Raw genomic sequence first — 23,165 nt, forward strand, 5'->3', positions numbered from 1 at the left:
GCCCCGCGGCCTTGGGCCCGGGCGCTGCCCTCAGCGGGCCGTCAGGGCCGCGCTCTTGACCTTGCCGGTGCTGGTGCGCGGGAGTTCGCGGACGAACCGGACGTCCCGCGGCACCTTGAAGCGGGCCAGGTGCTTCTTCACGTATTCCCTGACGTCGTCCTCGGTGAGGTCGGCGTCCGCGGCGCGCACGACGTAGGCGGCGAGCCGCTGGCCGAACCGCTCGTCGTCCACCCCGACCACCGACGCCTCCGCGATGTCCGGATGCTCGCCGAGCAGGCTTTCCACCTCGCCGGGGAACACGTTCTCCCCGCCCGAGACGATCATGTCGTCGGCGCGGCCGTCGATGAACAGCCGTCCCGCCTCGTCGACGTGCCCGAGGTCGCCGGTGCTCGTCAGGCCGTCCCGCACGCTCGCGCCGCCGCCCCCGGTGTACCCGGCGAACCGCAGGCCCCCGCCGGTGTGGATCTCGCCGGTCTGGCCGGCGGGCAGTTCCCGCCCGTCCGTGCCGAGGATCCTGATCGTGATCCCGAGCGACGGCCTGCCCACCGTGCCCGGGGCCTCCCGCAGATCCCGCGGGGTCGCGATCGTCGCCCAGCCGGTCTCCGTGGCGCCGTAGACGTTGACGAGCACGTCGCCGAACGCGTCCATGAACGCGTCCGACAGGTGCGGATGCAGCGCGGAGCCGCCGCACACGACCGCTCGCAGGGACGGAGTCCGCGGCGCGCCCTCCACCTCCAGGACGCGCTGGAGCATGACCGGGACCGCGACCAGCGCCTCCGCCCGGCAGTCCGCGATGGTCTCCAGCGTTGCCCGCGCGTCGAAGCGGCGGGACAGGACGAGCGGCATGCCCATCCCGAGCCCGACCGTCATGTAGGCGAAGCCGAGGATGTGGAAGAGCGGCGGCGCGACGACGACCGGCGCCCCCGACCGGACCGGGACCCGCATCAGATGGGTGAGCGCCGCCGGCAGGACCGACGAGAGCGACAGGTCGTGGCGGGCGCCCTTCGGCGTGCCGGTCGTCCCCGACGTCATCACGACGATGTGGCTGGTTCGCTCCGGCCGTATGGTCTCGGGTTCGGTGGTGGCGACCAGCGTGTCGATCGTCTCGCCGTCGCCGTCCTCCGTCCAGGCGAGCAGCCTCTTTCCAGAGAAGCCCGATTCGTCGACGGCCGCGCCGAACTCGTCGTCGTGGACGAGGAGCTCGATGCCTTCCCGTTCGGCGACCTGGCCGAGTTGCGTGCCGGAGAAGTCGGTGTTCAGCAGCACGACGTCGTTGCCCAGGCGGGACGCGGCGAGAACCGTCTCGACGAAGCCGCGGTGGTTCCGGCACAGAACGCCGACCTTGCCGTCGTCCACGCGGTTCTTCATGGCGGTGGCCAGCGCCGACGCCCGCCCTTCGAGGTCCGCGCAGGACAGCGCGCCGCGTTCGTCGATCAGGGCCGTCCGATCGGGGAAGCGCAGCGCGGACAACGCCCCGATCGTCGCCGGAACCGGACCGAACCGCGCGTAGGGGAACAGCATCCGCACGGCCCGGTCGGGCCGGACGGGCCGCAACGCGCCGGCGTCCCGCACGGCACGCGTCGCTCTGACACCAAGGCTCACGACGTGGCGCACCCGGTCAAGCACCTGCACGCATCTCCTGTCCGGGATTCTGGGGGCAGGGGTGGACGAGTCAGGCATACCCGGGTCAGGACGAGATATCTGTCCCGGGATTCAGGGGCGGAGAAGGGTGTCGCGGAGGGTGGTGAAGGCGGCCGGGCGGGGGCGGGCTTCCAGTGCTTCGCGGATCTGGACGGCGCATCGGCGTGCGCTGAGAGTGTCCGTGTCGACGTCCAGGTCGTGCAGCTCGTGGGAGTGGACCTCGGGGAACTGCCGGGCCGCCAGGCCGGGCTCGCGGTCGCCGCGTTCGGCCTCGCGGCGTTCCAGCACCGGGAGGGGGCAGCGGACGCCGACCAGGAGGGTGTCGTCGGGGACGAGCAGGTCGAGGAGGTCGAGCAGCCGCCAGCGCCGGCTCAGCGGATAGTCGGCGACCAGGTTGTTCCCGGCCGCGGCCATCCCGGCGACGGCGCGGTGGAAGCCCTTCGCCGTGCGGTCGATCTCGGCCTGGAGGGCGTCGCCGGCGAGGGGACGCGCGTTGCGCATCGCGTGGAAGGCGTCGATCGGCATGTGGAACCAGCTGCCGTCGAGGAGGTCGAGCAGTTCCAGGGCGATGCTGCTCTTGCCGGAACTGGACGGGCCGTTGAGCAGGATGACCGTGCCGCCGGGGCCTGTGTCAGGGATCGCGTCGCTGGAATCCACCCGGACAGTAGACCAAGGGCCGCTAGGCCGCCGGGCCGCTCATGGCGTGTCGAGTAACGTCGTGCCATGCCCGACTCGATCGCCGCGGTGACCGCCGATGACCTCGACCTGGCCGTCAGGCTCGCCGTCGCCGCGTTGCGGGAGGCTCCCGCGGACGCCTGGGACGCCAAGGCCGGGTCGCTCGAATGGACGTGCTGGGAGACGGTCGAGCACCTCAGCGACGATCTCTTCGCCTACGCGGCGCAACTGGCACCGTCCACGCCGCCCATGGACGGCGAGGTGCCGTTCGTCTGGGAGAGCCGCCGGCCCGGCGGTCCCGCGAACGCGATCCACGCCGACCGGGACGCGGGGCCCGCGGGCCTGCTCCAGGTGCTGGAAGCGTGCGGCGGGATGCTCTCCGCAATGGTTCGGACGGTCGCTCCCGACGTCCGCGCCCACCACGTCTTCGGCGCAGCGGACGGCGAGGGCTTCGCGGCGATGGGGATCCTGGAGACCGTCGTCCACACCTGCGACTTGGCGGACGGCCTCGGGCTGCTCTGGGAGCCGCCCGCCGACCTCTGCGCACGCGTCCTGGGCCGCCTGTTCCCGGAGGCGCCGACCGACACCGAGCCCTGGCCGACGCTGCTCTGGGCCACGGGACGTGGAGAGCTTCCCGGCCGTCCGCGCCTCACGTCGTGGCGCTGGTACGGGAGCCCCCGCCCATAAGCGCCTGACGGGTCAGCGCAGGTAGTGGAAGGCCGGTTTCGGGTGCATGAGGAAATCGTGGTGGGAGATGTTCCACGCGTAGGCGCCGGCCATGGTGAAGGCGATGATGTCGCCGGGGATCAAAGGCGGGACCAGGCAGTCGCGGGCGAAGACGTCCTTCGGCGTGCACAGCTGGCCGACCAGGGTGGCGGGGCTTTCCGGACCGTTCGCGGTGAGGACCTTGAAGGGATGGTCATGGCCTTTCGCCGCCGGAGTTCTCAGGTGGTGGGTGCCGCCTCTGAGGATGACGTAGGTCTCGCCTCGCGTGGTTTTCACGTCCAGGACGTCGGTGACGTACCAGCCGTGATAGGCGGTCATGGATCGGCCGGGCTCTACGCGGACTTTTGCCGGGATGGTGCTCAGGCCGTTTCCGTAGGTTCCCCAGTCGAAGCGGCTTTCCGGTGACGTGTAGTCGACGCCCATACCGCCGCCCACGTTGAGTTCGGGTTCCTCCACTCCACGGGCCTTCAGCCAGGGGAGCGCCCATTCGGCTATTTCGTAGGCCACATCGAGAAGGGTAGGGGCGTCCAGGCCGGAGGCCAGGTGAGCGTGGATGCCCCGAAGGTTGAGGTGGGGGTTCTCGGCCAGAAGGCGGGCGCAGTCGTCGAGGGCGTCCTCGTCCATGCCGAAGGGGCCGCTCATGGTGAGGACGGCGTTCGGAATGTGCACGGGGAGGTTCGCGCGAAGAAGGACGTCGGCAGGCCCCTGGGCGGCCAAGCGGGCGAGCTCGGTGGGGCTCTCCACGTGAATCCTGTCCGCCTTGAACGTGCGGGCCAGATGTAGCTCTTCGTCTGTCTTGCCTGGGCCGCCGAAGGCCAGGGATATGCCGGGCACCGTCTCCCGGACGTGGGTCAGTTCCCCTCCGGAGGAGACTTCCATGCCGTCGACGTGAGGGGCGAGCGTGCGGAGGATCTCGGCGTCCGGATTGGCCTTGGCGGCGTAGAAGAGTTCCGTGCCCGGCAGGCTCGCGCGGATGTCGCGGACGTGGGTTTCCAAGCCGGTCAGGTTGTAGAGATAGGCCGGATAACCGTCGAGGTTCCGGGCGAAATCGGTGTTCATAGCGGTCGAGGTGCGGCCAGCGGGTTGGGGACGGGGACATAGGTCGCTCCGCGGTCGGCAGTGCGAGACCAGCGGGCGCGAAGGTTCGCCTTTGCGGGCAGCGGCACTCCGGCGAGGAGGGCCCTTATCTGAGGGTGGTCGTCGTGGGCGTGGAAATGCTTCCTGGCCGTCCGCCAGAGGGTTCGTTCCAGGGACGGGTGAAGGTCGGCCACCGCGGCGGCCATCTCCGTCAGATGGTTGACGAGGAGGCAATAGACGACGCGGTTCCAGCCCCAGTCGGGCTCGTAGGTAAGGCCTTCGGCCACGCGGGAGGGGAGGTGCGTCAGGTCCCAGCGCCCCGCGGTCAGTTTCGTCCCCTCCAGGTCTCGGAACGCGGCATGGACCGGCATACCCGTGGAGTCGACGCAGATGAGGACGTTCTGCAGGTGCGGCTCCAGCACAACGCCGTGGTCGAGGTACGCGGCGAGTACGGGTGGTGCCACCTGGGCGACGTAGGCGTCCCACCAGGCTTCGGCGCCGTCCGGGGTCGAAAGGACGGGCAGATCTGCAAGCCACCTGTTGTACGGGTCGGCCAGGGCGCCTGCCAGTAAAGGCGTTCCGGGGAGGGACTTGACGCCTTGGCGCAGGATCACGCCGAGGCCCTCGTACAGGCGGCGGTCCGGGAGAGCGATGCTGCGGTAGGCGGGCTCTGCGAGGAACGTGGCGTCCAGCTTTTCGAGAATGGGCGGCAGAAGGTCGTTGAGGGCGATCGCTCCGGTCAGCTCGTACCAGGCGTTCTTGCGGACGCAGTTGGTGATGCGCACGTCCAGGCTGAACTTGCAGAACACGTCGGCGTCCGGCAGGTACGCGGTGCGGACGGACGATGTGGGCACCGCTTCGGTGTCCGATGGGCCGAGGTTGAGCAGCAAGCCGTCCGCCAGGGCCTTCTGCAGGAGGGGGTTACCCGCCAGCAGCGAGAACTGCCAGGGATGGACGGGGAGAAGCCGCCGGCCCGGTGGCGCCGGAGGGCCGTAGGTCTCCAGGGTTTCGAAGGCCTCCGGTGTGCCTTCTTCGGCGATGAGGTGTTCCGGGACGGCCAGCCAGAGCGGACGGAAACGCGCCCGCGTCTCCGGCGCGTAGCGCAGCCAGTCGGACGGGGACCCCTGCCGGGCCTTGGGGGACGGGTGGAAACGATGCCCCGCGACGAGGGACTGCTCGGAGTCGATGTAGGCGTCCCCCGAGGGCTCGCCACGGGCGGCGATGATGGCGGTGAGCGCTCTGTGACTGTCGGCCGCCTGCGCGAGGAACTCGGGGTTCGGACGGCCCGTCGCGAGCTCCAGTTCACCGGCGACCAGGTTCGCCAGCCTGTCCCAGGGCGCCGGTGCCCATTCGTCCCCCCGGCGCTCCTCGTACGGCGGAACGAGCCGGTAGGCGGCGCCGGCCGGGGGACGGGCCAGGCCCATGCGCAGCACGACCCCGGCGCGGGGCAGCCGGACGAGGAGGTGAGCACCGCCGGGGTGCACGCCGTCCGGCCAGACCTGCTGCTCGGGCGCGCACACCTCCCGGACCAGGCAGTTGAGGAGCGCGGTCGCGGTGGCGTCGTCAGCCGAGAGGACCGGTTCTGTCAGCAGCACGTCGAGTCCCGTAGGTAGTTGGGCCCCGGTGGGCCGTAATGCTTGTTGATGTCCGCCGCGCCGGTCCGCGCCTTGTCGACAAGGGTTCCGGCGGTGACCATGGCCTTGCCCGGCAGCGTGTCGGCGTCCAGCGTGCGGGAGCGCAGGAACGCCTCGTCCCGCCCGAGCGCCTCGTCGAGCCGCTCCCGGATCATCCGCAGGCCGGTGCCCCACGGGAGCAGGCCCAGCTTGGACAGCCCCAGGGCGGGCGCGGCCGCGCACAGGTGCAGCGTGATGGTGACGAAGACGCGGGCGAGCGCCTCCGGATCCGACGTCGCCATGCGGTGGTCGACCAGGTCGCGGGGGTCGGTGCCGGGGGACGGCGGCCCCAGACGTTCACGGAGCCGGGACGGGTCGATCAGCGCGCCGTCGTTGTCCTTGACGAGGAGGCGGAGCGGTGCCTCGTCCAAGACGAGGGCGACGTTCTGCTGATGCGCCTCCAGCGCGATGCCGTAGCGGAACAGCGTGACGTTCCAGGAGAACAGCGCCGCCAGGTAGGCGTCGAACAGGGCTTCGACGTCCCAGCGTTCGATCACATGGCCCTCGTCCGGTGCTTCGGCGAGCAGCGCCGCCACCGGGACGATGTGCGAGCGCGCGATATCGGGTGGGAAGCGCCGCACCAGATAGGCGAGAAGGGGATCGGCGGCGTGGCCGTAGGTCTGCTCGTCCGCGAGCACGACCGGTAGCACCGGTTCGTGGAGGAGCACCTGGCGCAGGATGCGTTCGACCAGGGCGCCGTCCGCCAGCGTGCCGGGCTTGATGGTGCGCGTGTTGCGGAGCCCGAGGGTGCTGGTCGGGAGCGGCGCCTTCACGTGGGCGAGCGGCGCCGCGGCCACGGTCCGCATGGACAGTGTGGGCGTGACCTGGAGGAACGCGTCGGGCGCGAGAACCGCGCCGGGCCGGTCGCGCACCTGCCGGGCCGCCAGCGGGTGGACGGGGAAGAGCGCCTCGGCCGAGGTCAGGCCCACGTCGGCGGGGGCCGGCCACCAGCCGGGAAGCGTCCCGGCGAGGGCGGGGTTCCGCACCGCCGCCCAGCGCAGCGGGAACGACGGCGCGAACTCGGGTGCGTAGCGGCTCAGATCGGCCAGGGACAGCCCGGCGCGGCTCCGGCCTGTCGGATGTACCGGGTGGTCGTTGTAGGCCGCCAGCGTCTCGTAGAACGCGCCGGGACCCGTCCGCAGCTCGTCCGGGAGGCGGCCGAGCCGCCGGTGGACGGCAGGACGCGCGTCGCCGTGCAGCTTGGCGGTCGCCAGAGCGTCCAGGCACTCGCGTTCGAAGGCCGCCGTGTCGTCGCGCGGGTCGGCCACCGTGCGGACGGCGTGGAAGGCGTCCCGGAGCGTCAGGCCCTGCCCGGGCTCCACGACGAGGTCGGAGAGGAAGGCGGGGCGTGCCTCGACCAAGCGCACCCGGCGGCCGGGAAGCTCCAGCACACCGTTCCGGACGAACCGTCGCAGGCCCGCGTAGTCCTCCCGTAGCAGCGCGTCGAGTACACGGGTGGCGAGCAGGTCTTCGTCGTCGGCGGTCACGCGATCGTCCAGTCGTGCGATGCACGGAACCGCGCCAGGGCCGCGTTGACCTCGTCCGGTCCGGGACCGATCGCGCGGACCGTGCCCAGGTAGTCGCGGTTGGTGCGGGTCACCGCGACGGAGTCGCCCACCGCGCGCTGCGGACGGTAGGCGAGCCGCACCGGGCCGTCGTCCAGGGTCAGGGGCCCCGGCGCCGCGGTGAGCGTGCCCGACCGGTCCGCGATGACCGGCTCCGCGATTGCGTGCCTCGGCCGGGGAACCCGGCGGCCCGGCAACCTCGCGCCCAGGTGGACCTGAAGGATGTGCTCGAAGAGCGGGACGCCCAGGAGATCGGCCAGCAGGAAGTCGCAGTGGTCCCCGATGAGCCTGTAGTTGACCTCGATGATGCGGGCGCGGCCCTCGTGCACGACGAACTCGGTGTGACAGGCCCCGAACCCGATTCCCAGAGCTTCCAGTTGGCGCAGTACCTGTGGCGTCTCCGGGGGAGGGGCCGTCCACTCAAGGCGCTCTTCGACGAAGAAGGGTGGCGGGGAGAGCGTCGTACGGAACGACCCCAGTACGCGTAGTTCCCGCCCGTCCCCGAGCGTCTCCAGAGTGTGGAGGTGCCCCGGCAGGTACTCCTCCGCGACAAGGGGGTCGCTCCGGCGCGCGGCGATCTCCTCCACGCGCGCCGCGAGTTCTCCTGCGTCCTGGACGAGGAACACGTCCTCGCTGGCCACCCCTTCCCGAGGCTTGACCACCAGCGGAAAGGGCGCGTCGGCCGGTACCTGGAAGGCGTCCGCGGAGAAGACCGGGTCGATGGACGCGAGATGCCGCCGCAGGAGTGCCTTGTTCTTCGCGCGGGTCGCGGCGCGCCAGTCCTTGGCGGGCAGCCCGAAGTACGCGGCGGCCAGGGCGGCGGGCGCCTGGAGGAAGTCGCTGTTGGAGAAGACGGCCGCGGGCTCCCCGTCGATGCGGGCGATGATGTCCCGGAAGTCGGAGACGTCGCACTCGACGACCGGTCCGCCGAACGGATGGGCGCCGGGCCGGTCGGTGAGAAGCGTCACATCGAGGCCGAGGCGCGCGGCGGCGGGCAGGAACCCGTGCGTCACCGAGTCGGTCGCCTTGCCGGCGACCAGGTAGAGAGAGGCGGCCACGACCGGCCTTTCCAATCCGCCAATGAGTGTGCAAGCCCGTGGGTGATGACGCGAGCGCGACGGCCTCGTGGTGAGGTAAGCCTTGCCTAACTCGCGGTGATCACCATAGTGGCCGGGGGGCCGGTCGCACGCAAGAACGGTGACATCGCGTGTCCCGGCCGCCCGGCGATCCGCCACGATGGGGCCATGGACCTTGTCGACCGGTGGGTCGCACTGGCGGGACCTCACACCAGACATATCGGGACGGAACTGGACGAGCGCTACGGGGAGCCGCACCGCCGGTACCACACCCGCGAGCACCTCGCCGCCGTCCTCGACCTCGTGGACGAGCTGGCCGGGCACGCGGCCGATCCCGACCTCGTCCGGCTCGCCGCCTGGTTCCACGACGCCGTCTACGACCCCGAGCGCGCCGACAACGAGGAGCGCAGCGCCCGCCTCGCGGCCCGCATGCTGGCCGACACCGACCTCGGGCGGCGGGACGTGGACCAGGTCGTCCGGCTCGTCGAGCTGACCACCACGCACGCGCCGGACGAGGACGACGCGGACGGGCAGGTCCTCTGCGACGCCGACCTCGCGATCCTCGGGGCCGAGCCCGACAGGTACGCCGCCTACGCCGCCGCGGTACGCGAGGAGTACGCGTTCGTCCCCGACGAGCTCTTCAAGGCGGGACGAGCCGAAGTCCTCAACGGGCTGCTCGCGCTGCCCAGGCTCTTCCACACGCCGGCCGCGCACGACCGCTTCGAGGAACGGGCGCGCACCAACATCCGCACGGAACTGATGCTGCTCGGCGCTTAGACCCGCGGCTGGCGAACCTTGCGGCGACGCAGACCGGCCTTCGTCAGCCGCAGGAGCAACTCCTGGCACCCCACCGCCTCCGCCCCCTGACGCACCGCCGCCTCGTACAGCTCGGACGGGACGTCGTAATGGTCGCGGTCGAACGCCCGCACCGGCATCCCCAGCTCCGCCGCGAACGCGTGCAGCTCCTCGTACGACACGTCGCTCACCATGTGGGACCACACGCGGCCGCGGGCGGGCCACAGGGGCGGGTCGATGAGGATCAAAGCCACTCCCAGGAACCAGGCAACGGGATCCCTTACTGTGAGTTTCCTGTCTTCGGGAATCCCGTGACGCGGGGGGCGGACGGAAAGCCGGGACGGAAGAGACTCAGCCTGACATTACGACATGCGCTGACATCACGGCATGCGCTGTCATCACAACGTACGGAGGGGCATGCAGGTGAACGACATAGCCGCCTACATCCGGGCCGACCGGGACCGGTTCGTCGCCGACCTCAAGGAGTGGCTGGCGATCCCGTCCGTCTCGGGTGACCCCGCGCACACCGACGACGTGCACAGGTCCGCGAAGTGGCTGACCCGGTACCTGCGCGACCAGGGGTTCCCGATCGTCGAGGTCTGGGAGACCGGCGGGCACCCCGCCGTCTACGCCGAATGGCCCGCCGACGACCCGGACGCCCCCGCCGTCGTCGTGTACGGCCACCACGACGTCCAGCCGGTCGAGCCGCTGGACGAATGGGACACCGACCCCTTCACGCCCGTCGAGAAGGGCGACCGGCTCATCGGGCGGGGCGCGTCCGACGACAAGGGGCAGGTCTTCTTCCACACCCTCGGCATCCGCGCGCTGCTGGCCGCGTCCGGGCGGCAGGCCCCGCCGGTCACCGTCAAGCTCCTGGTCGAGGGCGAGGAGGAGTCGGGGTCGGTGCACTTCGCCGACCTGCTCCGCACCCACCGCGACCGGCTCGCGTGCGACGCCGTCGTCATCAGCGACACCACGATGTGGGCGGAGGACGTCCCGTCCATGTGCACCGGCATGCGCGGCCTCACCGAGGCCGAGGTCACCCTGCGCGGCCCGGACGGCGACCTGCACTCCGGCTCGTTCGGCGGCGCCGTCCCCAACCCGCTGCACGCGATGGCCGAGCTGCTCGCCTCGCTGCACGACGCGGACGGCCGCGTCACCCTCCCCGGCTTCTACGACGACGTCGTCCCGCTGACCGACGAGGAGCGCGAGCTGTTCGCGCGGCTCCCGTTCGACGAGGACGAGTGGCTGCGCACCGCCGGCAACAGCCGCGCCGCCCACGGCGAGAAGGGCTACACGACCCTCGAACGCGTCTGGGCGCGGCCGACCGCCGAGATCAACGGCATGTGGGGCGGGCACACCGGGCCGGGCGGCAAGACGATCGTCCCCCGCGAGGCGCACGCCAAGATCTCGTTCCGGCTCGCCGCCGGGCAGGACCCGGGCACGGTCCAGGACCAGTTCCGCAGGTGGGTCGCCGAACGGACCCCGCACGGGGTCGAGGCCGAGGTCCGCATCCCCGGCGGCGGCGTCCGCCCCTGCTTCTCCCCGATCGGCTCGCCCGGCGTCAAGGCGGCGCGGCGCGCCATGGAACGGGCCTTCGGCACCGAGGTGCTGTTCACCCGCGAAGGCGGCAGCGGCCCCGAGGCCGACCTCGCCGACATCCTGGAGGCCCCGCTGATCTTCGTCGCGGTCGGGCTGGACGGCGACCGCATCCACGCCCCCAACGAGAAGGTCGAGATCCCGCTGCTCCTCAAGGGCGCCGAGGCAGCCGCGTACCTGTGGGAAGAACTCGCCGCCGCGCTGCGCTGAAACCGCCTGGAAGGGAGCACACGTGACCAACGCCCCACTGGAGTGGCTGGCGCTCGCGCGCGGGACGCTCGACCGCGTCGCGCTCAACCGCCGCGACGACGCGTGGCTGGAGAACGCCTGGGCCGAGCCGAAGACGCGCGTGCTGGTCGTCCACGACGGACGGTCGCTCGTCACCTACGAGCCCAGCGCCGCGCTGGTCCTCGTCCCGCCGGAGCAGGCACCGGACGGGGAGCGCTGGCTCCTCGGCGTGGACGACGGCGGCGCCGCCTACTTCGGCGTGTCCGGCCCGCTGCCCGCCATCGAGGGGACCGAGCCCGCCGGGCTGCGCCGCGTCGGCGCCCTCCTCGGCGACCAGGACTCCGGGCTGCTCACCCACGCCGTCGCGTTGGAGCACTGGCACGGCACCAACCGGCACTGCCCCCGCTGCGGCGCCGAGACGCGGGTGACGTCCGCCGGGCACGTGCGCGTCTGCCCCGAGGACGGGTCGCAGCACTTCCCGCGCGTCGACCCCGCGGTGATCATGCTCGTGACGGACGAGGCCGACCGGATCCTGCTCGCCCGCGGCCCGCAGTGGCCCGCCGACCGCCGCTCGATCCTCGCCGGGTTCGTCGAACCGGGCGAGTCGCTGGAGCAGGCCGTCGCGCGGGAGGTGAACGAGGAGGTCGGGCTGCCCGTCCGGGACGTCCGCTACCTCGGGAGCCAGCCGTGGCCGCTGCCGCAGAGCCTCATGCTCGGCTTCACCGCCCGCACGGACGGCGGCCTCCCGCTGCGTCCCGACCCCGAGGAGATCCTGGACGCCGCCTGGTACACCCGCGACGAGCTGCGCGCCGCCATCGACGGCGGCGAGATCGTCGCCCCGGGCCCGCTGTCCATCGCCGCCCAGCTCATCATGCGCTGGTACGGCGGCGACCTGCCGAAGATGCAGCCGTTCTGACATGCGCGAGCCCGGCGTCCGCGGCGGACGCCGGGCTCGTCGCGAGGTCAGGCGAGGGAGGCGAGCTTCACCTTGACCGCCTTGGCGCTGGGGTTGGTCGCGGCCGTGCCGTCGGGGAAGACGATCGTCGGAACCGTCTGGTTTCCGCCGTTGACGCTCATCACGAACTCGGCGGCCTTCGGATCGCGCTCGATGTCGATCTCGACCATCTCGATCCCGTCGCGGGCCAGCTGGTTCTTCAGGCGGCGGCAGAATCCGCACCAGGACGTCGTGTACATGGTGAGCTGGCCGGCCGCGCCCATGGGCTGGTCGGTCGTCGGCGTCGCCATCGCTTCCGCGTCTCCCTCGTTCGTTCGGACGATCCGTGCCCTCGCATGAACAGTGAACCAGGGGCGCGCATTCCGCGGTTGTCCACAGGCGGCGTGCCGGGTGATACGGGTGGGGCGGGCTGCGAGTATGGAGGGATGTCAGCAGAGTCGGTGCTGGAGGGACTCGACCCCGAGCAGCGGGCGGTCGCCGAAGCGGTCAAGGGCCCGGTGTGCGTGCTCGCGGGCGCCGGGACGGGCAAGACCAGGGCCATCACCCACCGGATCGCCTACGCCACCCTGACCGGTGTCGTGACGCCGCAGCGGGTGCTCGCCGTGACGTTCACCACACGCGCGGCCGGGGAGCTGCGCAGCCGGCTGCGGCAGCTCGGCGCGCCCGGCGTGCAGGCCCGCACCTTCCACGCGGCGGCGCTGCGGCAGCTCACCTACTTCTGGCCGCGCGTCGTCGGCGGCGAGCCCCCGAAGATCATCGACTCGAAGATCGGCCTCGTCGCGGACGCGGCGCGGGCCTGCCGGCTCTCCCTCGGGCGGACGGAGCTGCGCGACGTCGCGAGCGAGATCGAATGGGCGAAGGTCACCCAGAACCGCCCCGAGGACTACCCCGCCGCGGTCGCCGAGGCGGGGCGCAGGCCGCCCGCCGAGGTCGTCGACGTCGCCCGGGTCTACGCCATGTACGAGCAGCTCAGGCGCGAGCGCAACCTGCTCGACTTCGAGGGGATGCTGGAGCTGACCGCGGCCGTCCTCACCGAGCACCGGGAGGTCGCCGGGCAGGTCCGCGAGCAGTACCGGTACTTCGTCGTGGACGAGTTCCAGGACGTCAACCCGCTGCAGAAGATGCTGCTCGACACCTGGCTCGGCGACCGCGACGACCTGTGCGTCGTCGGCGACCCCAACCAGACGATCTACTCGTTCACCGGCGCGTCCCCGTCCCACCTGCTCGACTTCACCCGCGAGCACCCGGGCGCGAAGGTCGTCCGGCTCGTCCGCGACTACCGCTCGACGCCGCAGGTCGTCCGGCTGGCGAACGGGGTGATCGGGCAGGCGAAGGGCGTCCGGCACCGGCTGGAGCTGCGCGCCCAGCGCGACAACGGGCCCGAGCCGGTGTTCAACGAGTACGACGACGAGGTCGCCGAGGCCGACGACGCGGCGCGCCGTGCCCGCAAGCTGATCGAGGAGGGCGTCCCCGCGCGGGAGATCGCGGTCCTGTACCGGATCAACGCGCAGTCCGAGACGTACGAGTCGGCGCTGGCCGCGGTGGGCGTCCCGTACGTGCTGCGCGGTGCGGAGCGGTTCTTCGAGCGGCCCGAGGTTCGCGAGGCCGTGGTGCGCCTGCGCGGCGCGGCGCGGGCGGGCGGCGACGCCGAGACCGACGGCATGGGACTGATCCAGACCGTCCGGCACGTCCTGTCCGGGGCCGGGTTCTCCGACCGGCCGCCCGAGGGCGCGGGCGCGGCCCGCGCACGCTGGGAGTCCCTCGCGGCCCTGGCCCAGCTCGCCGAGGACATGGCCGCGGACAACCCCAAGGCCGGCCTTCCCGACTTCGTCGGCGAACTGGAGGAGCGCGCCGCCGCGCAGCACGCGCCGCCCCTGGAGGGCGTCACGCTCGCGTCCCTGCACGCCGCCAAGGGCCTTGAATGGGACGCGGTGTTCCTCGTGGGGCTCGCCGAAGGCACGCTGCCCATCGTCTACGCCAAGACACCCGAGCAGATCGAGGAGGAGCGGCGTCTGCTCTATGTAGGTGTGACCCGCGCCCGCGTGCACCTCAACCTGTCCTGGGCGCTGTCGCGCTCTCCCGGCGGCACGCAGATGCGCCGCCCGTCCCGGTTCCTGGACGGCCTCACGGGCAAGACCACCACGCACGTGCCCGCCCGCGTCGACCGGTCGAAACGGCGTCCGACCAAGGGGCCGCAACCGTGCCGGGTGTGCGGCCGGCCGCTCACCGCCGCCGTCGAACGCAAGCTCGGCCGCTGCGAAGACTGCCCCTCCGAGCTCAACGAGGAACTCCTCCTCGCCCTCAAGGACTGGCGCGCCCAGGTCTCCGCCGACCAGAAGATCCCCGCCTACGTCGTCTTCACGGACGCGACGCTCCAGGCGATCGCCGAGCGCTGCCCCGAGTCGATGGACGAGCTGGCCCGCATCCCCGGCGTGGGCAAGGTCAAGCTCGACCGCTACGGCGACGCCGTTCTGACCCTTTGTGGCCATTGACGCCGTTTCGCGCGTTCTGGGGTGAGATCCGGCTCACTGGAGGCGATAGGGAAGACTGGCGGCCGTGAAGCAATCGCTGAAGGAACTGCTGGACCTGCTCGACCTGGAGCAGATCGAGAACGACATCTTCCGCGGCCGCAGCCCCGAGGAGCGTCGGCAGCGCGTCTTCGGCGGGCAGGTGGCGGGGCAGGCGCTCGTCGCCGCTGGGCGCACCGTCCCGGCGAACCGGCCCGTGCACTCCCTGCACGCCTACTTCATCCGGCCCGGCGACCCGCTGGTCCCGCTCGTCTACACCGTCGACCGGGTCCGGGACGGGCGGTCCTTCACCACCCGCCGCGTCACCGCCGTCCAGCACGGCAAGGCGATCTTCACGCTGTCCGCCTCGTTCCAGATCACCGAGGACGGGCCGTCCCACCAGGCGCCGATGCCGGACGCGCCCGAGCCCGGGACGCTGCCGGACGGGCTGACGCGCCTCACCCCGCTGTTCGGCGAGGTCGGCGCCCGCGAGTTCGTCAACCGCCGCCCGTTCGACATCCGGCACGCGACGCCGCTGACGTGGGAGGCGGCGAAGGACCCGTCCCTCGCCACCCCCGAGTCCAAGGTGTGGCTGAAGGTGGACGGCGAGCTGCCGGACGACCCGCTGCTGCACGTGTGCCTCATGACCTACGCCTCGGACATGACGCTGCTCGACACCGTCCTGCTCAACCACGGCCTGGCCTGGGGCGACCAGCGGACGATGGGGGCCAGCCTCGACCACGCCATGTGGTTCCACCGGCCGTTCCGCGCCGACGACTGGCTGCTGTACTACCAGGACACGCCGTTCGCCGGAGGCGCGCGGGGCCTCGCCCGCGGCCAGGTGTTCACCCACTCCGGGGAGCTGGTCGTCTCGGTCATGCAGGAGGGCCTGATCCGGGTCTCCGACACCCGCCCGTGAGATGATCGCTCCATATGGGGCTCCCGGGAGGGTTCGACGCTCGGCGGGCGCCTCCGGTTCTGCGGAACGAGGGTGAACTGACCCACAAAACCGCAGGTCAAAAATATCTTGTTGATTTCGCGGGATCCCCGTACGCTCGTCGCGAGCAATCAACCGGCCGACCGGTGTGGATCTTGGATCCGCCGGCCCGGCCCGAGGTACCAGAGAGGTGGTGTGCAGTCCGGTGAGCAACACGTTGATGAAACTCGGGTCTTCCTGGACCGCCGCATGCCCTGGTGCCTCGATCTCCCGCGCCCTGATGACGCGCGTCTCGGAGCCCGGCCTGCCCGCCTACGGCGCGGCGTACGGCACGCGACTGCGTGACCAGCGCGGCACGAATTGGCGCGAGCAGCGCTTTGAGCAGCGAATCCAGGATGACCTGGGGCGGAGTGTCTTCGAACACCTTCTCGAGGACATGAGCGTCCCGGCTCCGGCCACGGCCCACGTGGGCGTCACCGCCAAGGGTGGCGTGTCGGGTCCGTACCCCTGGAGGCGACCGGTTTAGCACGACGACCGGCAAGCCCCCAGGCCGCGGATCCAGACCGGATCCGCGGCCTTCTTCTTTGCCCAGACAACCCACCGACACGCCCGTTGAGATCCAACGAGAGGAACAAGGGTGACTGTGATGCAGGGGGCTCTCGCAGTGAGCGAGGAGGACCTCACGCTTCCGTGCCGGACCGACCCGGAGCTGTTCTTCGCCGAGGCTCCCGCCGACGTCGAGCTCGCCAAGGCGCTGTGCCTGGAGTGCCCGCTCCGCAAGGAGTGCCTCGCCGGCGCGCTCGAGCGCAAGGAGCCCTGGGGCGTCTGGGGCGGCGAGCTCTTCGTCCGCGGAGTGATCGTCCCGCGCAAGCGGCCGCGCGGCCGCCCGCGCAAGCACCCGCGCCCGGACGAAGTGGCGGTGTGAGGCACCTGATGCCCGCCACGACACTCGACCGGACCGACCCCGGAGGCGCGGCCCCCGTGCGGGGACCGCGCCTCCGGGCCGCCAGGGAGAACGAGATGACATTGCTCAGCCAGGACCTGTCCCGGGAGCGAATACCGGCGACCGTGCCCGACGAGCTGGCCGCCCGCGTCCGCGCGCTGCGGCGGGCCCGCCGGCAGGCCCGCACGAGGGCGTCGCGCGTGACCCGCGTCCTGCTCGCGCCGACCACGGGGGAGGCGTACGCGCAGGTGCCGGCGCCGCGGCACCGCCACTGAAGCCGACGGCCCGCCCGGTCGCAGGCCGCCGTCCGTCCTTTCTTGGATGGTTTGGCGGACGGCACGCCTCCCGGCGGGCACATGGAGCGCGTCCGGTGGCCCACTCACCGGTCGCGCGAAAGCCGAGGCCCCGCGCACCCCACCAGTGCGCGGGGCCTCGCTACAGCGTGCGCGGCGGGGCGGCGCGTGTCCTGCGGCGTGCGCGGTGAGGCGGGCGCGTGCGCTACGGCGTGCGCGTGGGAGGTGCGTGTCCTGCGGTGTGCGTGCTGGGATGGGCGCCTGCGCTGCGGTGAGAGGCGGTTTCCTGCGGCGGACGTAGCGAGCGGAGCGAGCGGAGGCCGCCTAACTGGTTATCAGTTCGCCGTCTTCGTCGTCGGCGAAGCCCGGGACCCACTTCAGGGACTCGGCGCGGGCGGGGATCTCGCATTCCAGCTGGCACAGGACGCCGGTGCCCGCAGACAGGACGCGGTGGATGATCACGTACTCGGGTGGCAGGTTCAGCTGCCGGACGACGTTGGAGGGGCGGAGGTCGGTGACCCGCGCGGCCATGTCGCGCAGCCACTCCCGGTTGAACTTGAAGGTCTCGTTGATGAACGGCTCGGTGATCGGGGCGAGGAACGCCTGCAGCGACTCGGCGTCGATCTGCACGCCCTCACGGATGAAGTCCTCCCGGCGCAGGGCCTCCTCGACCTCGTCGATGTCGGCCATCGTGCCGATGCGCAGCAGCAGCCCGAGCCGCCGCTGGAAGCCGCCGGGGATGCGGTCGACGGCGCCGAAGTCGAGGACGCCGAGCCGGCCGTCGTCCAGCAGCCGGAAGTTGCCGGGATGCGGGTCGCCGTGCAGCATCCCGGAGCGCTTCGGCCCGGAGAGCAGGAACCGGCAGTACAGCAGGGCCGCGTGGTCGCGGGTCTCCTGGTCGCCCGCACTGATGATCTTGGAGAGGGCGGTGCCGTCCATCCACTCGCTGATCAGGATGTCGCCGGACTGCGCGATGACCTCGGGGACGTAGAAGTCGGGGTCGTCCAGGTAGGCGTCCCGGAAGAGCCTCTGGGACTCGGCCTCGATCGTGTAGTCGAGCTCCTCGGCCACCCGCTCCTTGAGTTCGGCGAGCATCGCCTTGACGTCCAGGCCGGGCATCAGCACGCCGAAGAGCCGGCCGAGCCGGGCGAGCTGGTTGAAGTCGCTGATCAGCGCCTTGCCGGCGCCCGGGTACTGCACCTTCACCGCGACGGCCCGGCCGTCGTGCCAGACGGCGCGGTGCACCTGCCCGATGGACGCCGCCGCGGCCGGCTGGTCGTCGAACGACTCGAAGTAGTCGCGCCAGTCCTCGCCGAGGAACCGCTCCAGCACCGTGTGGACGGTCGCCGCGGGCAGCGGGGGAGCGGCCTCCTGCAGCCTGGTCAGCGTGGCGCGGTACGGCCCGGCGATCTCCGGCGGCAGCGCCGCCTCGAAGATCGAGAGCATCTGGCCGAGCTTCATCGCCCCGCCCTTGAGCTCGCCGAGCACCGTGAACAGCTGCTCGGCGGTCCGGGTCTGGATCTCCATCGCCACGGCCTCGGCCGATCGCCCGAAGGTGCGCTTCCCCATGCCGAGGGCGGTGCGCCCCGCGAAGCCGATGGGGAGGGACGCCAGCTTTGCTGACCGCGTCACCGCGCGGCGGGGAAGATCGCTCACGCCGACCATTGTCGGTGATGCACTGTCGTTCACGCCACAACCAAGCGCAAGTATCGCCGTTGTCAAACCGTGCGAACCGCTGTGACCTGGACGAACGCTGTAAGTGTGCGCTTTCTCACGCGGCCGGGGGCGGGCGGCGCGGGGCGGGGCGGGCACGATACGGTGCCAGCCATGTCCGAAACGCCTGCCGACGCGCTGCTGGTCGAGCGCCGGTCCGACGGGGTCGCCGTCCTCACGCTCAACGATCCCGATCGCCGCAACGCGATGTCGGACGAGCTGACCGCCGCGTGGAAGCGGACCATCGCGGAGTTGCGCGCCGACACCGGGCTGCGGTGCGTCGTGGTGACCGGCGCGGGGAGCGCGTTCAGCTCCGGGGGCGACCTGTCCTGGCTCGCCGACACCGGGGCCGTCGCCGTTCCGCCGCTGCGCGACCGGATGCTGGGGTTCTACCGGACGTGGCTGGCGATCCGCGACCTTGAGGTTCCGACGATCGCCGCCGTCAACGGGCACGCCGTCGGCGCCGGCCTGTGCCTCGCGCTGGCCTGCGACCTGCGGTACGCGGCGGACGACGCCAAGCTGCTCGCCCCGTTCACCGCGCTCGGCCTGCACCCCGGCATGGCCGCGACCTGGCTGTTCCCCGAGGTCGCCGGGCTGCCGCTGGCCCGCGAGATGCTGCTGGCCGGACGCGTCCTCACCGGCGCCGAGGCGGCCGAGCAGGGCCTGGTCAACCGGGCCTTCCCGCGCGCCGGCGTGCTCGCCGAGACGATCGGCGTCGCCGAGCGGATCGCCGGGCAGGCGCCGATCGCGACCCGGCTCACCAAGGTCGCGCTGTCGAACGGCGGCCACCCCGACATGGAGTCGGCGCTGCGCTGGGAGTCGCTCGCGCAGCCGGTCACCATGTCGTCCCGGGACATGTTGGAGGGGCTCGCCGCGCAGCGCGAGAAGCGCAGCCCGAATTTCACCGGCGACTAAAGCCGGGCATGCCGATCACGTCCTCTGCCGGGTTTGTGGAAACCCTCGAAGAACTGTCAAAAACATAGGGGTTGACCTGCGGTAACGTCAAACACCCCCTGTGGAGGACGCAAATTTTCGAGTACGGTTCTGGCGTGCCCCCAAACGTTGAGGTCCGCCGCAGCGCCAGACGGCGGCGAACCGTGTCCGCCTACCGTGACGGTGACAAGGTGGTGGTGATGGTTCCGTCCAGGCTGAGCAAGGCCGAAGAGGAACAGTGGATCGCGACCATCCTGAACCGGCTGGAAGAGCGGGAACGCCGCCGGCGGCCGTCCGACGCCGACCTTGAGGCCCGTGCCCGCGAGCTGTCCCGCCGCTACCTGGACGGCCGCGCCGACCCGGTCAGCGTCCGCTGGGTCGCCAACCAGCGCGCCCGCTGGGGATCGTGCACGCCCGACGACGGCACCATCCGGCTGTCCACCCGGCTGCGCGGCATGCCCGGCTGGGTCGTCGACTACGTCCTGGTCCACGAGCTGGCGCACCTGCTCATCCCCGGGCACGGCGCCGACTTCTGGGAGCTGGTCGGCAACTACCCGAAGGCCGACCGCGCCCGCGGCTACCTGGAGGGCGTCGCCGCCGCCGCGCACCTGCCCCTCGAAGCCGACAGCCACGAGGACGACGTCACCGGCATCCACCACGGCGACGGCCTGCACCCCGGCGACGAGTTCCCGCACGAGGCCGCCGGGTGACCGAGGCCCCCGGCCCCACGGCGCGTTTCGCCGCGGTGTTCGCCCGGCCCGCCCCGGAAGGGGCCCGCCCGGTGCCGCCCGGGATCGACCCGGAGGAGTTCCGGCTCGCGCTGCTGGAGGACACCTACGAGGTCGTCGCCGGGCTCGAACTGGTGACGTCCGCCCTCGTCCTGGACCCGCCCGACCAGCCGGACGCCGAGGCGGTCACCTGGCCCGGTACGCCGATCCTCCGCGAGCCCTCCCCGGCCGGAGCGTTCGCGGCCCTGCACGCCCTCGGCGCCGGCGCCGCCGCGCTGGTCGCGCCGGACGCCCCCGACCTGCCGCCGCTGCTGATCGGCAAGCTCTTCCGCGCGCTCGGCTCCGCCCCGGCCGCCGCCTGCCGGGCCGAAGGCGCCCTCCCGGGGGGACACGGCCTGGTCGCCCTCGCCGCTCGCCTCCCGCTGCCCGGATGGCTGGCCACCGCCCTGCGGGACGTCGACCTCGACACCCCCGACGCGCTCACCCGGCTCCGCGCCGCCGCCCCCCGCCCCGGCCTGGTGCCGCAGGGGCCCGCCTGGCATCGCCTCCGCACCCTCGACGACCTGCGGCTTCTCGATCCCGGGCTGGAAGGGTGGGAGAACACCCGCGCCCTCCTGGAAGGGCATCCGCTCGGCCGCTGACGACGGCCCTCGACGGACGGGGCGAACGCCTCAGCCGCTCTGCGGCACCGCTCTCGCCACCAGCCGCCGGACGGCCTCGTCGGCGGACTCGGGCAGCTCGTCCACCGGGAACCAGCGAAGATCGTCCGACTCGTCCGACAGCGCGTGCCGGGCCCCGGGCGGGGCGACCGCGACGTACTGGACGTCCAGGTGCCAGGTGCCCTGCGGATGGCAGCGCACCTCGTGCCGGTCCAGCTGGACGGGCTCGGGCAGGAGCCGCAGGCCCGGGATGCCGGACTCCTCGGTGGCCTCCCGCAGCGCCGCGCCCGCGAGCGACAGGTCGCCGGGCTCGCAGTGCCCGCCGAGCTGGAGCCACGCCCTGACCTTCGAGTGCAGGGTCAGCAGCACCCGGGTGCGGGACGCGTCGAGGACGGCGGTGCTGGCCGTGATGTGCCCGTCCGCGCACTCGCGCCACAGGCCGTCCGCGGGATGCTCCTCCAGGTGGCGCAGGAACCGGAGCCGCAGCCGCTCCTGCGGGTCGTCCGGCGCCTCCCAGGACGACAGCACCCGCACGGCGTCCCTGTACAGGAACCCCGGCGTCAGCGACCACGAGCCGGACGCGTCCGGCGACCGGAGCACGGCGCCCGCGTCGGGCTCCGCGGACGGCTCGCCCGGTTGCCGCCGGGCACCGGGCGCCGCCGCGGGCGGCTCCGCGTCCGGAGTGCGGCGGACGGGGCCCGCGGCCGGCGAACCGGCGCCGGGCAGCCCGGAGGCCGGAGGCTGCGGGTCCGGCGGCCGCGCGTCCGATCGCTTGCGGCCCCTCCGCGACACGCGCCTCATGCGCGGCCGATACGCGGGTAGCGGGAGTTGTCGGGACGGCGGCGGCGGCGCTCCTGGTCGATCGGCCGCTGCCAGCACAGGCTCGCGCGCGTGATCCGCCGCCTGATCACGTTCGTGGACGAGCCCGGCTCGTACCGGCAGCCGTTCACGTGCGACGGACGGGACCTGCTCATGCGCGCGGCCCGCCGTCGCCGTCCGGGCCCCCGGCGTCGTCGTCGGGCTTGGCGCCGTCGTCAGGCTTCGCGTCGTCAGCCGGCTCGGCGTCGTCAGCGGGCTTCGCGTCGTCGCCCGGCTCCTTGGTCAGCTTGGACAGGTCGAGGTCCGACAGGCCCTCGATCTCGTCGTGCCCGTGGACGAACCCCTCGGGATCGTCGAGGTCGGACGCCGTCGGGAGCAGGTCGGGATGGTCCCAGACCGCGTCCCGGCCCTGGGTGCCGCGCGCCTCGGTCAGCGACCGCCACAGCGCCGCCGCCTCCCGCAGCCGGCGCGGCCGCAACTCCAGGCCGACCAGCGTCGCGAACGTCCGCTCCGCCGGGCCGCCGGTCGCGCGGCGCCGCCGCACCGCCTCCGCCAGCTTCACCGATCCGGGCAGCCGGCCCTCCGCGGCCTCGTTCACGACCGTGTCGACCCAGCCCTCGACCAGCGCGAGCGTGGTCTCCAGGCGCGCCAGCGCCGCCTTCTGCCGCGGCGTCTCCTCCGGCTGCAGCTGGATCTCGCCGCCGAGCGCCTCCTGGATCGCCTCCGGGTTGCTGAGGTCGAGCCCCTGGACGGCCTGCTCGATGCCCGACAGGTCGACGGTGATGCCCCGCGCGTACTCCTCGACCGCGCCCAGCAGGTGCGAGCGCAGCCACGGGACGTGGGCGAACAGCCGCTGGTGCGCCGCCTCGCGCAGCGCCAGGTACAGCCGCACCTCGTCGCCGGAGACCTCCAGCCCCTCGCCGAACGCCTCGACGCCGGCGGGCAGCAGCGCGCCGACGCCGTCCGGCGCGAGCGGCAGCCCCACGTCGGCGGAGCCGGTCACCTCGCGGGCCAGCGCGCCGAGCGCCTGCCCGGCCTGGCCGCCGACCATCGCCCCGGCCATCTGCTTGACCATCCCGATCAGCGGGCCCGCCATCGCCTGCACGTCGGCGGGGATCTCGCCGCCGCCGAGCGCGCCGCCCATCGACTCGACCATGCGGGACGCGATCGGGTCGCACACCTTCGCCCACACCGGCAGCGTCTGCTCGATCCACTCCGACCGGCTCCACGCCTGCGGCGTCCGGATGCCGGCCGGCAGCGTCGTGCGCTCGTCCAGCCACAGCTCGGCCAGGCGCAGCGCCTCCTCGACCTGGCGGCGCTCGGTGTCCACCACCGAGGGGTCGCCCTGCTCCACCACCGAGTGCCGGGCGATGTTCTTGGCCAGATCCCAGTTCAGGGGGCCGCCACCCGCGCCGCCCGCACCCTGCGCGCCGATCATGTCGGCGAACCGGTGCAGCATGTCGGCGAACTGCGCCATGTCGCCGCCCATGCCCTTGAATGGATCCTGGGGCCGGTCGTCGTCGTCACCGTTGCCGGGACGGTTGAAGCCGAACGGAGTGTCACTCATCGGTTTGCCCCTGGGATGCATGATGGGCTCATATCCGCAACGTTAGCCGGTCCCGG

At 72.3% G+C, this 23,165-nt stretch carries 24 protein-coding genes; 12 read left to right on the top strand and 12 right to left on the bottom strand.

Going from position 1 to position 23,165, the window contains the following annotated elements; genetic code table 11:
- Positions 1 to 30 precede the first annotated feature (30 nt).
- Positions 31 to 1,632 (bottom strand): AMP-binding protein, encoded by a 1,602-nt coding sequence (locus tag K8Z49_RS40420; protein WP_412516680.1) that lies wholly within the window; start codon positions 1,630 to 1,632, stop codon positions 31 to 33.
- A gap of 81 nt (positions 1,633 to 1,713) precedes the next feature.
- On the bottom strand, positions 1,714 to 2,298 hold the full coding sequence (locus tag K8Z49_RS40425; RefSeq protein ID WP_412516681.1) for a chloramphenicol phosphotransferase CPT family protein: 585 nt from the start codon (positions 2,296 to 2,298) through the stop codon (positions 1,714 to 1,716).
- A 66-nt stretch (positions 2,299 to 2,364) separates the two neighbouring features.
- Here K8Z49_RS40425 and K8Z49_RS40430 point away from each other — a divergent pair, with 66 nt between their 5' ends.
- On the top strand, positions 2,365 to 3,003 hold the full coding sequence (locus tag K8Z49_RS40430) for a maleylpyruvate isomerase N-terminal domain-containing protein (RefSeq protein WP_412516682.1): 639 nt from the start codon (positions 2,365 to 2,367) through the stop codon (positions 3,001 to 3,003).
- 12 nt (positions 3,004 to 3,015) lie between these two features.
- On the opposite strand, the gene K8Z49_RS40435 is transcribed toward K8Z49_RS40430, so the two are convergent.
- The 4 genes from K8Z49_RS40435 to K8Z49_RS40450 are packed head-to-tail and all read right to left on the bottom strand — an operon-like array spanning position 3,016 to position 8,415.
- Positions 3,016 to 4,101: an alanine racemase gene (locus tag K8Z49_RS40435; protein WP_075022216.1), complete on the bottom strand. Its 1,086-nt coding sequence runs from the start codon at positions 4,099 to 4,101 to the stop codon at positions 3,016 to 3,018.
- Positions 4,098 to 5,714 carry an IucA/IucC family protein gene (locus K8Z49_RS40440; protein WP_075022215.1) on the bottom strand — a complete coding sequence of 539 codons (1,617 nt, stop codon included), beginning with the start codon at positions 5,712 to 5,714 and terminating at the stop codon, positions 4,098 to 4,100. The genes K8Z49_RS40435 and K8Z49_RS40440 overlap by 4 nt, the downstream gene beginning before the upstream one ends.
- The gene (locus K8Z49_RS40445; protein ID WP_412516683.1) at positions 5,705 to 7,279 is read right to left on the bottom strand and encodes an IucA/IucC family protein; all 1,575 of its coding nucleotides are present in this window, start codon (positions 7,277 to 7,279) and stop codon (positions 5,705 to 5,707) included. The genes K8Z49_RS40440 and K8Z49_RS40445 overlap by 10 nt, the downstream gene beginning before the upstream one ends.
- Complete coding sequence (locus K8Z49_RS40450; protein WP_412516684.1) at positions 7,276 to 8,415, bottom strand: siderophore biosynthesis protein; 1,140 nt, start codon at positions 8,413 to 8,415, stop codon at positions 7,276 to 7,278. Before K8Z49_RS40450 ends, K8Z49_RS40445 begins: the two co-directional genes overlap by 4 nt.
- Positions 8,416 to 8,601: 186 nt before the next feature.
- On the opposite strand from K8Z49_RS40450, the gene K8Z49_RS40455 reads away from it, so the two are divergent.
- The gene (locus K8Z49_RS40455) at positions 8,602 to 9,210 is read left to right on the top strand and encodes an HD domain-containing protein (protein ID WP_021595744.1); all 609 of its coding nucleotides are present in this window, start codon (positions 8,602 to 8,604) and stop codon (positions 9,208 to 9,210) included.
- Here K8Z49_RS40455 and K8Z49_RS40460 read toward each other — a convergent pair.
- Positions 9,207 to 9,476 (bottom strand): DUF4031 domain-containing protein, encoded by a 270-nt coding sequence (locus K8Z49_RS40460; protein ID WP_024935761.1) that lies wholly within the window; start codon positions 9,474 to 9,476, stop codon positions 9,207 to 9,209. The two genes, K8Z49_RS40455 and K8Z49_RS40460, sit on opposite strands and share 4 nt — an antisense overlap.
- Before the next feature lie 169 nt (positions 9,477 to 9,645).
- Here K8Z49_RS40460 and K8Z49_RS40465 point away from each other — a divergent pair, with 169 nt between their 5' ends.
- Together K8Z49_RS40465 and nudC are read left to right on the top strand one after the other, a co-directional pair.
- A complete protein-coding gene (locus K8Z49_RS40465; protein WP_021595742.1) occupies positions 9,646 to 11,037 on the top strand; it encodes a dipeptidase in 1,392 nt (463 codons plus the stop codon).
- A 22-nt stretch (positions 11,038 to 11,059) separates the two neighbouring features.
- Positions 11,060 to 11,971, top strand: a complete 912-nt coding sequence (gene nudC, locus K8Z49_RS40470; RefSeq protein WP_412516685.1) for an NAD(+) diphosphatase — start codon at positions 11,060 to 11,062, stop codon at positions 11,969 to 11,971.
- Between the two features lie 47 nt (positions 11,972 to 12,018).
- Here nudC and K8Z49_RS40475 read toward each other — a convergent pair whose 3' ends face one another.
- Entirely contained in the window at positions 12,019 to 12,300 is a 282-nt protein-coding gene (locus K8Z49_RS40475; protein ID WP_412516686.1) for a mycoredoxin, read from the bottom strand.
- 135 nt (positions 12,301 to 12,435) lie between these two features.
- Here K8Z49_RS40475 and K8Z49_RS40480 point away from each other — a divergent pair, with 135 nt between their 5' ends.
- The 5 genes from K8Z49_RS40480 (at position 12,436) to K8Z49_RS40500 (ending at position 16,672) form a co-directional block, all read left to right on the top strand.
- Positions 12,436 to 14,502: an ATP-dependent DNA helicase UvrD2 gene (locus K8Z49_RS40480; RefSeq protein WP_024935763.1), complete on the top strand. Its 2,067-nt coding sequence runs from the start codon at positions 12,436 to 12,438 to the stop codon at positions 14,500 to 14,502.
- Between the two features lie 64 nt (positions 14,503 to 14,566).
- Positions 14,567 to 15,436 (top strand): acyl-CoA thioesterase II, encoded by an 870-nt coding sequence (tesB, locus tag K8Z49_RS40485; RefSeq protein ID WP_021595738.1) that lies wholly within the window; start codon positions 14,567 to 14,569, stop codon positions 15,434 to 15,436.
- 223 nt (positions 15,437 to 15,659) lie between these two features.
- On the top strand, positions 15,660 to 15,980 hold the full coding sequence (locus K8Z49_RS40490) for a hypothetical protein (protein ID WP_143118567.1): 321 nt from the start codon (positions 15,660 to 15,662) through the stop codon (positions 15,978 to 15,980).
- 120 nt (positions 15,981 to 16,100) lie between these two features.
- The gene (locus tag K8Z49_RS40495; protein WP_052357680.1) at positions 16,101 to 16,379 is read left to right on the top strand and encodes a WhiB family transcriptional regulator; all 279 of its coding nucleotides are present in this window, start codon (positions 16,101 to 16,103) and stop codon (positions 16,377 to 16,379) included.
- A gap of 95 nt (positions 16,380 to 16,474) precedes the next feature.
- On the top strand, positions 16,475 to 16,672 hold the full coding sequence (locus K8Z49_RS40500; RefSeq protein ID WP_143118566.1) for a hypothetical protein: 198 nt from the start codon (positions 16,475 to 16,477) through the stop codon (positions 16,670 to 16,672).
- 342 nt (positions 16,673 to 17,014) lie between these two features.
- On the opposite strand, the gene K8Z49_RS40505 is transcribed toward K8Z49_RS40500, so the two are convergent.
- Positions 17,015 to 18,346, bottom strand: a complete 1,332-nt coding sequence (locus tag K8Z49_RS40505; RefSeq protein ID WP_412516687.1) for an ABC1 kinase family protein — start codon at positions 18,344 to 18,346, stop codon at positions 17,015 to 17,017.
- A gap of 171 nt (positions 18,347 to 18,517) precedes the next feature.
- Between K8Z49_RS40505 and K8Z49_RS40510 the strand changes: the two genes are divergently transcribed.
- The 3 genes from K8Z49_RS40510 to K8Z49_RS40520 all read left to right on the top strand — a co-directional run bounded on the left by K8Z49_RS40510 (position 18,518) and on the right by K8Z49_RS40520 (position 20,705).
- Positions 18,518 to 19,318: an enoyl-CoA hydratase/isomerase family protein gene (locus tag K8Z49_RS40510; RefSeq protein ID WP_021600291.1), complete on the top strand. Its 801-nt coding sequence runs from the start codon at positions 18,518 to 18,520 to the stop codon at positions 19,316 to 19,318.
- Positions 19,319 to 19,500: 182 nt separating this feature from the next.
- Positions 19,501 to 20,046, top strand: a complete 546-nt coding sequence (locus K8Z49_RS40515; protein WP_021600290.1) for a M48 family metallopeptidase — start codon at positions 19,501 to 19,503, stop codon at positions 20,044 to 20,046.
- On the top strand, positions 20,043 to 20,705 hold the full coding sequence (locus K8Z49_RS40520; RefSeq protein WP_412516688.1) for a hypothetical protein: 663 nt from the start codon (positions 20,043 to 20,045) through the stop codon (positions 20,703 to 20,705). Before K8Z49_RS40515 ends, K8Z49_RS40520 begins: the two co-directional genes overlap by 4 nt.
- A gap of 30 nt (positions 20,706 to 20,735) precedes the next feature.
- Here the strand turns inward: K8Z49_RS40520 and K8Z49_RS40525 are convergent, their stop codons facing one another.
- The 3 genes from K8Z49_RS40525 to K8Z49_RS40535 all read right to left on the bottom strand — a co-directional run bounded on the left by K8Z49_RS40525 (position 20,736) and on the right by K8Z49_RS40535 (position 23,109).
- The gene (locus K8Z49_RS40525) at positions 20,736 to 21,287 is read right to left on the bottom strand and encodes an NUDIX hydrolase (RefSeq protein ID WP_052357685.1); all 552 of its coding nucleotides are present in this window, start codon (positions 21,285 to 21,287) and stop codon (positions 20,736 to 20,738) included.
- 233 nt (positions 21,288 to 21,520) lie between these two features.
- Positions 21,521 to 21,697, bottom strand: coding sequence for a hypothetical protein (locus K8Z49_RS40530; protein ID WP_412516689.1), 177 nt, complete (start codon positions 21,695 to 21,697; stop codon positions 21,521 to 21,523).
- Positions 21,694 to 23,109 carry a zinc-dependent metalloprotease gene (locus tag K8Z49_RS40535; protein ID WP_024935769.1) on the bottom strand — a complete coding sequence of 472 codons (1,416 nt, stop codon included), beginning with the start codon at positions 23,107 to 23,109 and terminating at the stop codon, positions 21,694 to 21,696. Before K8Z49_RS40535 ends, K8Z49_RS40530 begins: the two co-directional genes overlap by 4 nt.
- Positions 23,110 to 23,165: the final 56 nt, after the last annotated feature.

The organism is Actinomadura madurae, assembly GCF_047130825.1.
Taxonomy (GTDB): domain Bacteria; phylum Actinomycetota; class Actinomycetes; order Streptosporangiales; family Streptosporangiaceae; genus Spirillospora; species Spirillospora madurae.